Raw genomic sequence first — 13,810 nt, forward strand, 5'->3', positions numbered from 1 at the left:
ACCCGCGCAAAGGCAGCTGCAAACCTGAAACAGGGAAATCACATGACTGATCAGGATACAGGCAAAGAACTCTGGGCCATCAGACTTGCCGAAAGAGTATCCGGTTTTCTGGAACGACCCCTGGTCAGAACCGCCATTCCCGTAATCGTCATGCTGGTCGCCCTGACCGTGCTGCATGAACTGTCTGCACATGTGAAATGGTCATCCGTTCAGACGGATGTGGCGAACACCTCTTGGACGCTGTTGTTCATCGCCTTGTGCTGGACCGCTTTTAGCTTTGTTTCCCTGTCTTTATACGATGTCTTTGCAGTCCAGAGCGTTGCCGACGGTGAGGTCCCTTTGCCGGTTGCGGGCATGGCCGGGGCCTGTGGTTATGCGGTGTCAAATTGCCTTGGGTTTTCCTACATCACGGGCACGGCGATCCGGTATCGGATCTACGCATCTTTGGGGCTGGATCTGGGGCGTGTCGCTGGGGTTATTGCGACCTCGTGGATCGCTTTCTGGTCCGGCATGACCTTGCTGTTAGGGGCTTTGCTGACCTTTCATCCCGACGGGATATCGAAGGTTTTGCCAATCAGCGATACGGTCGAGACGGTCATAGGATTGGGCCTTTTGATCGCTCTGGCAACGCTGTTCATCTGGCTGTCGAAAGGCGGGCGCAGGCTGGCCTATGGCGGGGTTGGATTTAACCTTCCCGGCGGCAAACTGGCCGGGTTGCTGACGCTGGCGGCCTTGGGCGATGTGTTTGGTGCGTCGATGGTTCTGTATGTGCTGCTGCCGACAGACCTTGGGATCGGCTACCCCTATTTCTTCACCATCTTTATTGGCGCGATTGCGGTCGGTATCCTCAGCCATGCGCCGGGTGGAATTGGCGCCTTCGAGGCGACTATGATCGCGGGACTTGGCGCGTCAGGCCGGTCGGATGTCATTGCCGCGCTGCTGCTGTACCGCCTGGTCTATACGTTTCTTCCCTTCCTCATCGCCACGCTTTCAATCGCTGTGGCATCAGCGCTGAGCCACCGGCGACATATTACTGGTGCAGCCACTTGGGTTTATCGAGTGATCCGTCCGATCGTGCCCATGGTGGCCGCAGGCGTGGCCGCAGTGGCCGGTGTGATACTTCTGGTCTCCGGCGCGTTGCCTGCAAGCAGCGGTAACCTGGGTGTGCTGCGGGATTTCCTACCCCTGTCCTTTGTCGAAGCGTCCCACTTGGCCGGAAGTGCGGTAGGGGTCTTGCTGATCCTTGTGTCACGGGGGCTGTTTCGCAAGCTTTACCGGGCTTGGGTTGTGGCCATGCTGTTGATGCTGGCCGGTTTTGTCGCTTCGCTGACCAAAGGGCTGGATACGCACGAAGCGCTCAGCATGGTGGGTAGCATCGTTCTGCTGGCCATGTTCCGGGATGCTTTCTATCGGGTTAGCGGCGCTTCGATCTTCAGGTTGAACATACCTTGGCTGGTCAGCGTTCTTGCATTGCTTGCGGTGATCTTTTGGGTGGGTCTGTTTGCTTATTCCCATGTCGAATATCAAAATGCCCTGTGGTGGGAGTTTGCCTGGAACGGCGACGCCTCGCGGTTCCTACGATCCAGCCTTGTGGTTGCGGTCATCCTTGGGGTGGTTGCCGTTAGCTCTCTGTTCGGGCGCGAGATTCCTGTTCCAGCCCGCACAGAAATCCCCGAAGTAGTCGAACGTCTGGTGATGGAAAGCGAAGACACAGAATCCCAGATTTCCCTGACCGGGGACAAGCAGTTCCTGATCGCGCCGGATGAAACCGCTTTTCTGGCTTATGCCGATACCGGCAACGCACTGGTCACCAAAGGTGAGCCAGTAGGGGATGAAACCGCCGGTAAACAGCTGATATGGCAGCTGCGCGAGATGGCGGACCGTGAGGGTAAGTTTTGTGCCTTCTACAGCGTTTCCACCAAATACCTGCCGACCTTTCTAGACCTTGGCCTGTCGATCCTGAAAATTGGCGAAGTAGCGCGGGTGCCGCTGAAAGATTTTTCGCTGGACGGAAAATCCCGCAAGCGGTTCCGTCAGGCCAAGAACCGGGCCGAACGCGAAGGGTATGTTTTCGAGATTATTCCAAAACAGGAACTAACCCTGATCCTGCCCGAGTTGCGCAAGATTTCGGATGACTGGCTGGCGCAAAAGGCTGGGGCCGAGAAAGGTTTTGCGCTTGGCGGATTTGATGAAACCTATCTGTCCTATTTCGACCACGCGGTACTGCGGAATGGCGAAACAGGTGAGATCGTCGCGTTTGCTAACCTGTTTCAGGGCGGGCAAAAATCAGAACTGTCGCTGGATCTGATGCGGTATGAACCAGATAGCCCAAGTTTTGTTATGGATGCGCTGTTTGCCGAGATGATGTCATGGGGCGCCGAGCAGGGGTTCCACTGGTTCTCGCTGGGGGCGGCACCGTTTTCCGGGATCGAAAACCGGCAACTGGCATCACTGTGGAACCGCATTGGCGGCTTTGTCTATGAACATGGCGAACAGTTTTATCACTTCGAGGGGCTGCGCTCGTTCAAGCAGAAATTCGAACCAGAATGGAGCCCGAACTATTTGGCCAGCCCCGGAGGACTGGCCGCGCCGCGTATTCTCTACGAGGTCAACATTCTGATTTCGGGCGGCTTGCGCGGTCTGACGAAATAGCGCTCAGTTCAGGCTGGCTTGGATCGGAGCCTGTTGCAGCAGGTCTCCCCAATCGGTGCGATAGGCCATTTCGGCCAGCACGGTTTCCGGCAGGAACTCCTGATTTTGCCGGATTTGCCAACCACCGCCTAAACCTTTGTAGACTGCAACCAGATTGCTCGAGACCTGCTGGCGGGCTTCGATCAGATTGGCCTGTGATCGCAGCAATGCGGTTTGCGTGTTCAGAACGCGGGAATAGCTGGCGATGCCATCCCGGTATTGGTTCACCGCGATCTCGGCAGCTTTGCGCGATGCGGTGACGCTGTTTTGGTAGAATGTCACTTGTTTGCGTGATTGCGCATAGGCGACCATGGCGCTTTCAACCTCGGAATAGGCGGTCAGGACGGTGTTTTGATAGTTCGCAATCAAGGCCTGATAAGCTGCGTCCTGGGCGCGGACATTATTCTTGATCCGCCCATAATTCAGCACATTCCAGACCACTCCGGCACTGGCCAGCCCAGTATTGCTGGCGGATGAAAACAGGTCCTGACTGCCCGAGGCCTGCAGGCCGATCGAACCGGACAGGATGAACTGGGGATACAGGTCAGCAATCGCGATCCCAACTTGCGCAGACTGTGTGGCAGCGGCCAGTTCTGCGGCGCGTACATCCGGGCGTCGGCGCAGCAATTCCGCTGGTACTCCAACGGCGACGTTGGATCGGGCCGAAGGGATACGACCGGAATTACCCAGCAACCCGGCCATGCGCGAGGGTGTTGTTCCCAGTAAAACAGCCAAAGCATTCTTGGTCTGCTGAAGATCGCTTTCAATCTCCGGCACCAGCGCCATGGTATTGTTCAGCAGGGCGGTGGCCTCTTGCACATCCAGTTCAGTGGTGACGCCGTTGTTGAAACGCAGTTGCGTCAGATCAACCGATTCCTGTTGCAGCTTGATATTCTCTCGTGCCACGAACAGGGTTTCTTGCAGCGCGCGGAAGCTTACATATAACGCTGCTACATCGCCGGTCAGCGTGACCAAAGCGTCATCGTAATTAGCGACCTGAAGTGCCAGATTGGATCGTGCGGCCTGCACACCCCGGCGTTGCTGCCCCCACACATCCAGTTCCCATTGGGCGTCGAAGCCAACCTGCGAGGTCGAGAATTCGGTATCCAGAGGGATGATCCGATTGATATCGGAAATCGGTCCGATATTGTCGCTGATCTGGCGCCGCTCGATCGAACCTCCGATGGCCTGCGATTGGGGGTAAAGCTCACCAAAGGCAATCCCAAGCTGTGCGCGGGCCTGCAATACGCGCGCACCGGCCACCTGTAGCGCCAGGTTCTGGGCATAGGCTTCGGCGATCAACCGGTTCAAAGTGGCGTCGTTGAAGGTCTCCCACCATTTTGCCACAGGGGCACTACGCGAGGTGAGGCCGCTGGGACCGACTGAGGGGTTGTTTACCTCGATCCATTCCTTCACGACCGGAGAGTTCGGTCGCACAAAATCAGGACCGACAGGTGCGCATCCCACCAGCAGCGCGGCACACAGGGCTGTGCCCATCAAACTGCGGTTTAGCCTGGCCCGTGTCATACAGCGTGTCCTTAAATGTCCAGTGGTCGGATGAAGTTTGCGAAGGAATAGAGGCGGATATTGATGCGCCGCAGGAACTCAAAGCTTTTGCCCTGGCCGGTATAGATTGCCACCGCGGCATGTCCACCGGCGGGAAAGACGTGGCCATCTGGAATTTCGACCGAAATCTGCACGGCAATATGTCCAGGAATTTTTGGCAGTTCAAATCCGGGCAGGCGGCCTGATGGCAGATATTGACCCTGGCGGGTTGCCCACCAGATTGCCTCGACTTTGCCGGTCAGGATTTCTCCGGGATATAAGTCCAGCGCGACCTCAACCTGTTGCCCGGGTTTCACAAATTTCAGGTTCTGCTGCCGGTAAGTGGCGAGAATATAGGGATTTTCCTTGGTCACAAAGCTGGCGATTGCGCCCAATCGGATGTCACCGACAACCAGACCCGGGCGTGCCTGTTGTGAAACGATCATACCATCTTCGGGCGCGTAGATCGTAGTATTGTCCAGAAAGTACCGGGCCTTTTCCAACTGAGCCTGAGCTTGAACGATTCCGGTATTGACCCCGTCGATCTGCGAATCCAGCGCCAGCTTTGCCTTTTCCAGATTGGCTTCGGCCTCTTTTATCTTGGCCTGATCTTCCGTGACCTGCTCGTTCCAGCGATCCAGCTCATCCTCTCGGGCACCACCCGCAGGGACAAGGTTTTCATACCGTGCCTGCTGGGTCAGTGCATATGCCAGTTGCGCGTTTGCTCGCTCGACGGCTTCACCCGCGACGATCACATCCTGTTCCAGAATTTTGGCGTTCTGCTGGGCTGCAACCAACTGTGCGGATGCCTCTTCGAATTCAAGCGCAAAGACGGTGTCGTCGAACCGATACAGCGGATCCCCTTTCTTCACCTCTGTATTCGGCTCGACCAGAACCTCGGAAAGGATGGTTGGTTCAGTCAGGCGCGGTACGATCTGTATGGTTGAGCGGACCACGTGGCTGTCGATCGAAAATGGCTGGAAGAACCGCAGCGCAACCATAAAGATCAATAACAGATGAGCACCCACCCAGAAGGAAACGATGCCCCAGGCGATACTAAACTTAAGCCATTGTAGTTTGAAGAAGATCAGCCAGACAAAAATGATGTAGAAAAGCGTAATGCCAAGAGCGACAAACATATTGTGGGACTTCCTTTAGCCTTAGCTTTTTTGTGTTTCGTCCGGGTCCAGTGGATCGCGATATTCTTCGGTCAGATCACCGCCTAACCGTTTGATATCCTTCCGTATCGCATCGCGTTCATCATCAGGCATACGGCGGATATCGACAGTGGCTGCATCGTGGAAAGCCCACATAAAGGCGTGAATCCAGGGAACGACAGCCAGAAACCCCATCCAGCCCATGATCTTGACTGCCTCAGCATGCGGATGGTTGCGTTTGATTGCGATGCGGCCGGGCAGTCCCATTATGAACAGAAACAGCGCCATTACAGCGGCCAGCAGCAGTATAAGTGCGATAAATGTCAGATAGTCATAATAGCCTAGCGGCTGCCCCAGTAGTCCCATTCCGATGCCTCCATGAGGGAAGGTTTATCCATCCTCAGTTGTTGGTGTCCAGTTCGTCAATCAATTTGTAGCTTGTCGGCGGGTCAGCGCAGATACCTGGGCCACATTCCAACAAGGTCGACCCCGCATTCAGCGCGGCCAGCCCTAGCATCACAAAGAACGCGGTTTTGGCCAGCGTATTGCCCCCGAACCGTGGTTGATCGTCGGTTGTGTCCTGATATTGATGGTCGAAAAGCAGCATGATTGCCGTGCCCAGAAGGATCAGAAAAAAGCAGATCGCGGCCCATGTGTAGTAGTGATACCCAAAAACAGGCGAACCATAGTGGCCGGTACCCGGTACGATATGCAGCAAGATCTGGCGAACGGAAACGCTGATCCCAAACAGTGCCGCAAGCAACATCAACGCATAATGCTGCGGCCGGGCTCCGTATAGCAGGTTCAGGCCCAAACCAACGCCCACCGCTACGAACCCGACCCGTTGCAATAAGCAAAGCGGGCAGGGCAGTTCGTTCAGCGCCAGCTGGTATCCGAAGGCCAGTACAAGAACGAGGCTGACCGCCAGGGTTCCCAACGCGTTCAGGGTGCGGGAAAGCTCGGGTGTCATTGTGGCCTCCTACAGCTGAATGGTCAGTTGGCTGGTGGCATGAAACTTCAGCCAATAAACACTTAGGGCCATAGTGATGAAGAACACAACATTGGCCGCTTTGGTTTTTCTATAATAATTCAGCCCCATAGTAGCTGTGAGTAACGCAAATAAAAGCGCGATCATGGCCCGGATCTCCCCCTTGCCGTGCACTGATTGCAATATGTTGCGATACTGTCAGGGCCGGTCGCCTATGACAAGAACCACGTTTGGAATTACGCGTTTAATGCGAATCTCCGGTGGTTCGGCCGCTGTATACGACCCGCGTTCCCCATTCCTTACATTTACGTGCAAGCCCACTTGGAAGAAGTTGATCTGTAAAGAAAACGTCAACTTCGGACATCGAGGCAATACGGGCAGGGGCCGAGCGCTGAAATTTCGAATGATCGGCAACCAGAAAGCTGTGTCTGGCCTGTGCAATGATAGTCTGGCTGACACGGACCTCCTGGAAATCGAAATCCAGAAGATCACCATCGGCGTCCAGTGCGGAACACCCGATTACCGCATAATCGAACTTGAATTGTTCAATCGTTGAATTTGTCAGGTTGCCGATCAGACCACCGTCCGACCGGCGCAGAACACCACCGGCGACGACGATCTGGCAGTTCGTGTTTTCCACCAGGATACGCGCGACATTCATGTTATTTGTCACCACCATAAGATCTTTGTGGTTTAGCAACTGATGCGCGACAGCCTCGGTCGATGTACCGATGTTCAAAAAAAGCGATGCACCATCCGGTATGTTGGCAGCGCAAACCTGTGCGATACGGGTCTTGATTTCAGCATTCAGGGCGCGCCGGTCCTCGTAACCGATATTCGAAACGCCGGATCGCAGGACCGCGCCGCCATGAACCCGGTCCAGCTTGCCCAATTCCGCAAGCTCGGAAAGATCGCGCCGGATCGTTTGGACCGTGACACCAAACTGCAACGCCAGATCCTCGACCATGACGCGACCATTCTGCTTGGCGATTTCTATGATGTCTGACTGGCGGAACGAAAGAGACAAGGGAAGCTCCGGTTATTGGGTTCTTTCGTTTTTGTTCCTTTTTTCGCAATATTGCAACCGGCAGAAATCAAGCATTGTTTGTACAACAACAAAAAATCACTATTCTTGTTCGTTAAGCGAAAAAAAACGAAAATCTACATTGACGAACCGAGTATCGAGCGGGTTAATTGCCGCACGTTTTCAGCAAAAGGACTGACCTGCAAATGGCACAGCAGACTGGCCAGGTTACTGACCTATTCATCATCGGTGGCGGTATTAACGGTTGCGGGATCGCGCGTGATGCGGCCGGGCGGGGATTGTCGGTGACATTGGCCGAGATGAACGACTTGGCATCGGCCACGTCCTCGGCCTCGACCAAATTGTTCCACGGCGGCCTACGGTATCTGGAATATTTTGAGTTCAGGTTGGTCCGCGAGGCGCTGATTGAGCGGGAAACGCTGCTGCGGGCAATGCCTCATATCAGTTGGCCGATGCGCTTTGTGCTTCCCTACCACGATGGGATGCGATTTGACTCGGACACTCCGACCTCACGGCTGCTGAGTACAGTGATGCCTTGGATGCGTGGTCGTCGTCCAGCCTGGCTGATCCGTCTTGGCCTGTTCATGTACGATCACCTTGGAGGGCGGAAAATTCTACCCGGGACCTCTGCGCTGAATTTGCGTTCCGCGCCTGAAGGTGTCCCGCTGCAAAATAGGTTTGAGACCGCGTATGAGTATTCCGACTGCTGGATCGAAGATTCCCGTCTGGTAGTTCTGAATGCCCGTGATGCCGAGGCCCGTGGCGCCGATATTCTGGTTCGGACCGAAGTTCTTTCAGCCGAGCGGGTGGATGATGTTTGGCATGTGACGATCCGCGATAACCAAAATGACGAAACCCGTATCGTCCTGGCAAAGATGTTGATCAATGCCGGTGGGCCCTGGGTTGGCGATATCATCCAGGAAAAAATCCACGTGAACTCGCGCGAGGGGGTTCGGTTGGTCCGCGGCAGCCATATCGTAACCCACAGGTTATTCAACCATGACAAATGCTATTTCTTTCAGGGCGAAGACGGGCGCATCATCTTTGCCATTCCCTATGAGAGAGATTTCACCCTTATTGGAACAACTGATCAGGATCACCCAGACCCATCGGTTCCTCCAGTCTGTACCGAGTCTGAACAGGAATATCTGTGTGCGTTTGCGTCAAAATATTTTGAGCAGCCTGTGACCCGCGAAGACATCGTCTGGACCTATTCCGGTGTGCGCCCTCTGTATGACGATGGGGCCAGCAGCGCAACGGCCGCGACCAGAGACTATACTCTGAAGGTCAATGGGCTTGGCGGTGCTCCGGTTTTGAATGTTTTCGGCGGCAAGATTACGACCTATCGCAGATTGGCCGAAAGTGCGCTTGAGAAAATCGCTGAGTACTTCCCGGATTTGCCCGGTCCATGGACCGCTGGAGTTTCTTTGCCGGGTGGCGATTTCCCCGTTAGCGCAGTGCAAGACCTTATTGCCGGTCTGGAATTCGACTATGCTTTTTTGAATCGCACATGGGCGGAACGGCTGGTGCGCGCCTATGGAACCGAGGCGCGCGCTATTCTGGCCGATGCAAAGACCGCTGAGGATCTGGGGGAAGAGTTCGGGGCGACGCTGACCGAACGCGAAATGGAATGGCTGGTCACCAAGGAATATGTGCGCTGCGCTGAAGATGCCATCTGGCGCAGAAACAAGCTGGGCCTAAGACTTGATGCCGATCAGATCGCTGCCATCCAGCGCTGGATCGAAAAGCGCCTGGCCCATTAAAGAAAAGCCCCGCGTTTTTGGCGGGGCTTTTTTTGATTTATGCGGCTTCTTCCGAAGGGTCGGGGTCGTTCTTTGTCCCTTTGAGCCATTCCCTCAGCCCCTGCATCAGGGCGTAAAGTACCGGCACAAGGATAACGCCAACCAGAGTCGCCGCCAGCATTCCGCCAAAGACGGCGACACCGATGGCCTTCTGGCTAGCCGCTCCCGCGCCGTTCGCGGCAAGCAACGGTACAACACCCAACAGGAAGGAGAGGGCGGTCATCATCACCGCGCGGAATCGTTGATGGGCGGCTTCGGCTGCAGCATCTTTGATCGAAAGGCCATTGGCACGCTGTTCCATTGCGAATTCAACGATGAGGATACCGTTCTTCGACGCAAGCCCCACCAGCATGATCATCCCGATCTGCGTGTACAGGTTTATGTCGCTACCCACGATGGCCACCGCCGCAACCGCCCCGAATAGGGCAACAATAACCGATAGAAGAATGGACACCGGCATCGACCAGCTTTCGTATTGCCCCACCAGGAACAAATAGGCGAACAGGACAGCAAGCCCGAGGATAATGATCACAAGGCTGCCGGATGCAAGCTGCTGTTGCGCGGTACCTGTCCATTCAAACGCGTATCCCGAGGGTAGGGCGTTGGCGGATTCTTCTGTCATCACAGTGATAGCGTCGCCACTGGACAGCCCTGGCGCAGGTACAGCTGTAACAGTTGCCGAACGGAACAGGTTATGCCGTTTTAACAGGACTGGCCCCAACACGTTTTCCACGTCGATCAACGTACCCAATGGAACCATATCGCCCTTGGTCGAGCGCACATACAGGTTCGAAATATCTTCGACCTTGTTCCGATAGCTCCCCTCGGCCTGAATCATCACGCGGTAGACGCGGCCGAACAGGTTGAAATCGTTCACATAGTACGAGCCTAGCTGGGCTTGCATCGTCTGGAAAATCTCAGCAACAGACACTTCCAGGGTTTTCGCTTTCTCACGGTCCAGATCGACAAATAGCTGAGGAACATTGGCCCGGAATGTTGTATAGGCCTGACCAATCTCGGGTCGCTGGTTTGCAGCATAGACGAAGGACCCAACGGCCGAGGCCAGATCCTGAGGCGTACCGCCCCCGACTTGCTGAACCTCCATTTCCACACCGGCTGACATGCCGAGGCCCTGAATCGGTGGCGGGTTGAAGGCCACGATCGAAGCTGCGGATTCGCCATTTGCAATCGCCAGAACCTTGCCCAGAATGGCATCGGCAGACAGGTCGGGATCTTGCCGCTCGTCCCAGTTGTCGAGGTTCACAAAAACGGTCGCTCCATTTGTGGTTGTGCCGTTCAGCAGCGAAAACCCGTTGATCAGAACCGTACTGGCGACCCCCGAGATATCGCGGATTTGGTCGTCGACCCGACCTGCGATAGTCTCGGTTCGTTCCAGTGTTGCCGCATCTGGCAACTGGATGTCTACAAAGAGATAGCCGTTGTCTTCAAGCGGAATAAAACCGCTTGATGTGTTCGACATGATCGTCCCTGTACCCATGGCCAGAACAACGATGACGCCCAGTCCGGCGACTGGCAGAATTAACAGTTTTCGGACAATGACAACATAACCGTCACGCAGCGTTCCGATGAAACGCTCAAACAGGGCCAAAATACCCTTGGGCGGACCTGAGCGTGCGCGCAGAACCAATCCGCAAAGCGCCGGAGACAAGGTCAAAGCGTTGATTGACGAAATCACGACCGCAGTCGAGATGGTGACTGCAAACTGAGAATACAGTCGCCCCGAGATGCCAGGCATAAAGGTTACGGGCACAAAAACGGCCAGCAGAACCAGTGTGGTTGCGATGACAGGTCCGGTGATTTGGCCCATCGCTTTCCGTGTCGCCTCAGGCGGGGACAACCCTTCGTCGGCGATAATGCGTTCAACGTTTTCAACCACCACGATGGCATCATCGACCACGATCCCGATGGCCAGTACAAGCGCGAACAAAGAAATTGTGTTCAGGGACATCCCAAACGCCAGCAGGAACGCGAACGTCCCGATCAGCGAAACAGGAATAGCAACCGCCGGAATGATCGTGGCACGCCAACTGCCCAAAAAGACAAATACGACCGAAATCACTAAAACGAACGTCAGCATCAGGGTGGAAACCACGTCGTTCAGAGATTGTTCCACGAAGTCGGTCGTGTTGAACGGAACCTGATATTCAACATCTGTTGGGAACGAACGCGACAGCCGGTCTAATTCGGCCTGAACACGATCTGAAACAGCCAACGCATTGGCACCGGGGGCTTGATAGATACCGATAACCGTTGCGGGTTCTGCCTGGAAATAACCCGAAGCCGAATAGAACTGCGCTCCAAGTTCGGTTCTGGCAATGTCCCTTATGCGTACGATTGCCCCTGCATCACCAGTACGGATGACAATATTGCCAAATTCAGCGGCCGAGGTCAGCCGGCCCTTGGTCTTGATCGTATATTGAAATGTCTGTCCCTCAGGGACCGGCGGCGAGCCTATCGAACCGGCAGACACTTCGATATTCTGTTCTCGGATAGCGTTTATGACATCACCCGGTGAAATCGACAGGGCGGTCATCTTGTCGGGATCCATCCATATCCGCATTGCATATTCAAGGTTAGTCAGAACGTCGGCTTTACCAACACCCTGTACCCGCGCCAACGCATCTTTCAGGTTGATCGAAGCGTAGTTCGACAAGAATACACTGTCATAGGTGCTTTTGGGTGAGGTCAGCGTGACCAGCATCAGCATATTGGTCGATGCCTTCTGCGTAACGACACCCGACGAAGTCACCTCTGACGGAAGCGAAGACATGGCCTGCGCAACGCGGTTCTGCACGTTAACGGATGCAATGTCGGGGTCGGTGCCGACTTCGAAGGTAATATTCAACGAATACGAGCCGTTATCCGAAGAGGTGGACGTCATGTAGATCATGTCATCCACGCCGTTGACCTGCGCCTCGATCGGCGCGGCGACGGTGTTCTCGACCGTTTCGGCATTGGCACCGGTATAGGTGGCGGAAACGCTGACGACCGGTGGCGTAATATCAGGAAACTGGGCGACCGGCAGAACCATATAGCCGATCCCGCCCATGATCGTCAGGACAAGCGAAATAACTAGGGCCAGCTTGGGCCGGCTGATGAACAGGGATGAGAACATCTGTTACTCTCCCGGCTGCTCGGATGCGGTGACAGCATCCACTGCCACACCCGGGCGCACGCGCTGGAGGCCCTCGACGATCACGCTTTCCCCTTCGCGCAGGCCGTCTAGAACGATCACAGCAGTTCCGACATTGTCGCCGGTGGTGATATAGCGCTGTTCGACCATTTGCTTATCGTTAACGACCAGAACGAAATCACCGCGCTGATCACGTGACAAGGCCGCCTGCGGGATCAGAACCTGCAAGGTCGGCTCCAGGGCTTCGATATGAACGCTCAGGAACTGACCATCGAGGATCAGCCGGTCGGCATTTGTGAATTCGGCCCGCATTGCAATCGTTCCAGTTAGCGGGTCGATATGGTTGTCAACGAAAACAATCGAACCTGTTTCGCCCAAGTCCGATCCATTGGGCAGCGTTACATGCACATTCGGGCTTTTGGGGCTTTCGGCCAGCGACGATGCATTCTCGCCATATTGTTCAAGAACCGAGGTAAACTGTTTTTCGTTCAACGAGAAATTCACATACACTGGTGCCTCGCTGACGATATTCACCAATGGTGGGTTGTTCGGGCCAACAACATCCCCGACGCTGATAGCGACCCGCCCGATACGGCCGGTGAACGGTGCGTGGACCTTCGTATAGCTCAGATCAAGTTCGGCCTGTTGGATCGCGGCTTTCGCGGCTTTGACTTCGGCAATGGCTACAAGTTCGTTGGCACGGGCGATATCCCGTTCGCTTTCCGGAGTGGCATCGCGTTTGTAAAGTTCTTCCTTCCGGGCCAGGTCAACTTTGGCGAGCTCAAGATTTGCTTCGGCACGGTCCAGATCGGCATTCCGTGCATCTAGTGTCGCCTGATACAGGTCCGGCTCGATCGTGAACATAAGGTCGCCTTCATTCACCATCGCGCCGTCTTCAACATTCTGACTGTCCAGAAATCCGCTGACCCGGGCGACAATATCGGCCTTGTTCAGCGCCTCAGCTCGACCGATGAAAGTCGCCTCGTCCGTGATTTCTTGCGTGTAGGCCGCTGCGATGGACACTTTGGGCGGTGGGGCGTCACTTTTATCCTGCGCGGCAGCTGGCACCACCAACCCACACAGGGCCAAAGCTGCGGCATACCAAACGGATTTGGCTATGGGGTCATTCGGTCGAAAGCTGAAAAGTGTTGATGCAAGGATCATGGCAGAAGCCCCATTGAAACAAAAACTGGACACAACTCGGGTCGCCGCCAGCGGTCCGAGTCGCCTAAACTCTTCGTGAGGATGGCTGGTTTTGCTAGGTTTCTCAAGCGTGTTAGCCCGTAGGGCAATCGCTTACCCAAGGATATTTTTCTGTAGGGCGGCAGGTTTACGCAAATCGGCCAGGGCTAGTTCCCTGATCTGGCAAGGTCGTTTCCGGCAATCTGGATCAAACGCAAAATGAAAAAAGGGGGCCGTTAAGCCCCC

At 55.2% G+C, this 13,810-nt stretch carries 10 protein-coding genes; 2 read left to right on the forward strand and 8 right to left on the reverse strand.

Going from position 1 to position 13,810, the window contains the following annotated elements:
- Positions 1-42 precede the first annotated feature (42 nt).
- Positions 43-2,652, forward strand: a complete 2,610-nt coding sequence (mprF, locus tag AC2FH8_RS01010) for a bifunctional lysylphosphatidylglycerol flippase/synthetase MprF (RefSeq protein ID WP_496687682.1) — start codon at positions 43-45, stop codon at positions 2,650-2,652.
- Positions 2,653-2,655: 3 nt separating this feature from the next.
- On the opposite strand, the gene AC2FH8_RS01015 is transcribed toward mprF, so the two are convergent.
- The 6 genes from AC2FH8_RS01015 to AC2FH8_RS01040 form a co-directional block, all read right to left on the reverse strand.
- Positions 2,656-4,218: an efflux transporter outer membrane subunit gene (locus tag AC2FH8_RS01015; RefSeq protein ID WP_281994738.1), complete on the reverse strand. Its 1,563-nt coding sequence runs from the start codon at positions 4,216-4,218 to the stop codon at positions 2,656-2,658.
- Between the two features lie 11 nt (positions 4,219-4,229).
- Entirely contained in the window at positions 4,230-5,375 is a 1,146-nt protein-coding gene (locus AC2FH8_RS01020; protein WP_281994737.1) for an HlyD family secretion protein, read from the reverse strand.
- A gap of 21 nt (positions 5,376-5,396) precedes the next feature.
- Complete coding sequence (locus tag AC2FH8_RS01025) at positions 5,397-5,759, reverse strand: DUF3302 domain-containing protein (protein WP_142634304.1); 363 nt, start codon at positions 5,757-5,759, stop codon at positions 5,397-5,399.
- Between the two features lie 34 nt (positions 5,760-5,793).
- On the reverse strand, positions 5,794-6,363 hold the full coding sequence (locus tag AC2FH8_RS01030) for a disulfide bond formation protein B (RefSeq protein WP_496687687.1): 570 nt from the start codon (positions 6,361-6,363) through the stop codon (positions 5,794-5,796).
- A gap of 9 nt (positions 6,364-6,372) precedes the next feature.
- Positions 6,373-6,528 carry a DUF5993 family protein gene (locus tag AC2FH8_RS01035; protein WP_271946630.1) on the reverse strand — a complete coding sequence of 52 codons (156 nt, stop codon included), beginning with the start codon at positions 6,526-6,528 and terminating at the stop codon, positions 6,373-6,375.
- A 97-nt stretch (positions 6,529-6,625) separates the two neighbouring features.
- Positions 6,626-7,408 (reverse strand): DeoR/GlpR family DNA-binding transcription regulator, encoded by a 783-nt coding sequence (locus AC2FH8_RS01040; protein WP_496687690.1) that lies wholly within the window; start codon positions 7,406-7,408, stop codon positions 6,626-6,628.
- Positions 7,409-7,611: 203 nt separating this feature from the next.
- Here AC2FH8_RS01040 and glpD point away from each other — a divergent pair, with 203 nt between their 5' ends.
- Positions 7,612-9,189, forward strand: a complete 1,578-nt coding sequence (gene glpD / locus AC2FH8_RS01045) for a glycerol-3-phosphate dehydrogenase (protein WP_271946636.1) — start codon at positions 7,612-7,614, stop codon at positions 9,187-9,189.
- A gap of 37 nt (positions 9,190-9,226) precedes the next feature.
- Here the strand turns inward: glpD and AC2FH8_RS01050 are convergent, their stop codons facing one another.
- A complete protein-coding gene (locus AC2FH8_RS01050; RefSeq protein ID WP_142634295.1) occupies positions 9,227-12,364 on the reverse strand; it encodes an efflux RND transporter permease subunit in 3,138 nt (1,045 codons plus the stop codon).
- A gap of 3 nt (positions 12,365-12,367) precedes the next feature.
- Complete coding sequence (locus tag AC2FH8_RS01055; RefSeq protein ID WP_142634293.1) at positions 12,368-13,546, reverse strand: efflux RND transporter periplasmic adaptor subunit; 1,179 nt, start codon at positions 13,544-13,546, stop codon at positions 12,368-12,370.
- Positions 13,547-13,810: the final 264 nt, after the last annotated feature.

The sequence above is a fragment of the Ruegeria sp. CDSC025 genome, from assembly GCF_059610805.1.

Bases quoted from the DNA above. Each gene is read 5' to 3' on its own strand.
- AC2FH8_RS01050 (WP_142634295.1), bottom strand. From the start codon at position 12,364: ATGTTCTCATCCCTGTTCATCAGCCGGCCCAAGCTGGCCCTAGTTATT.
- glpD (WP_271946636.1), top strand. From the start codon at position 7,612: ATGGCACAGCAGACTGGCCAGGTTACTGACCTATTCATCATCGGTGGC.
- AC2FH8_RS01020 (WP_281994737.1), bottom strand. From the start codon at position 5,375: ATGTTTGTCGCTCTTGGCATTACGCTTTTCTACATCATTTTTGTCTGG.
- AC2FH8_RS01025 (WP_142634304.1), bottom strand. From the start codon at position 5,759: ATGGGACTACTGGGGCAGCCGCTAGGCTATTATGACTATCTGACATTT.
- mprF (WP_496687682.1), top strand. From the start codon at position 43: ATGACTGATCAGGATACAGGCAAAGAACTCTGGGCCATCAGACTTGCC.
- AC2FH8_RS01030 (WP_496687687.1), bottom strand. From the start codon at position 6,363: ATGACACCCGAGCTTTCCCGCACCCTGAACGCGTTGGGAACCCTGGCG.
- AC2FH8_RS01035 (WP_271946630.1), bottom strand. From the start codon at position 6,528: ATGATCGCGCTTTTATTTGCGTTACTCACAGCTACTATGGGGCTGAAT.
- AC2FH8_RS01055 (WP_142634293.1), bottom strand. From the start codon at position 13,546: ATGATCCTTGCATCAACACTTTTCAGCTTTCGACCGAATGACCCCATA.
- AC2FH8_RS01015 (WP_281994738.1), bottom strand. From the start codon at position 4,218: ATGACACGGGCCAGGCTAAACCGCAGTTTGATGGGCACAGCCCTGTGT.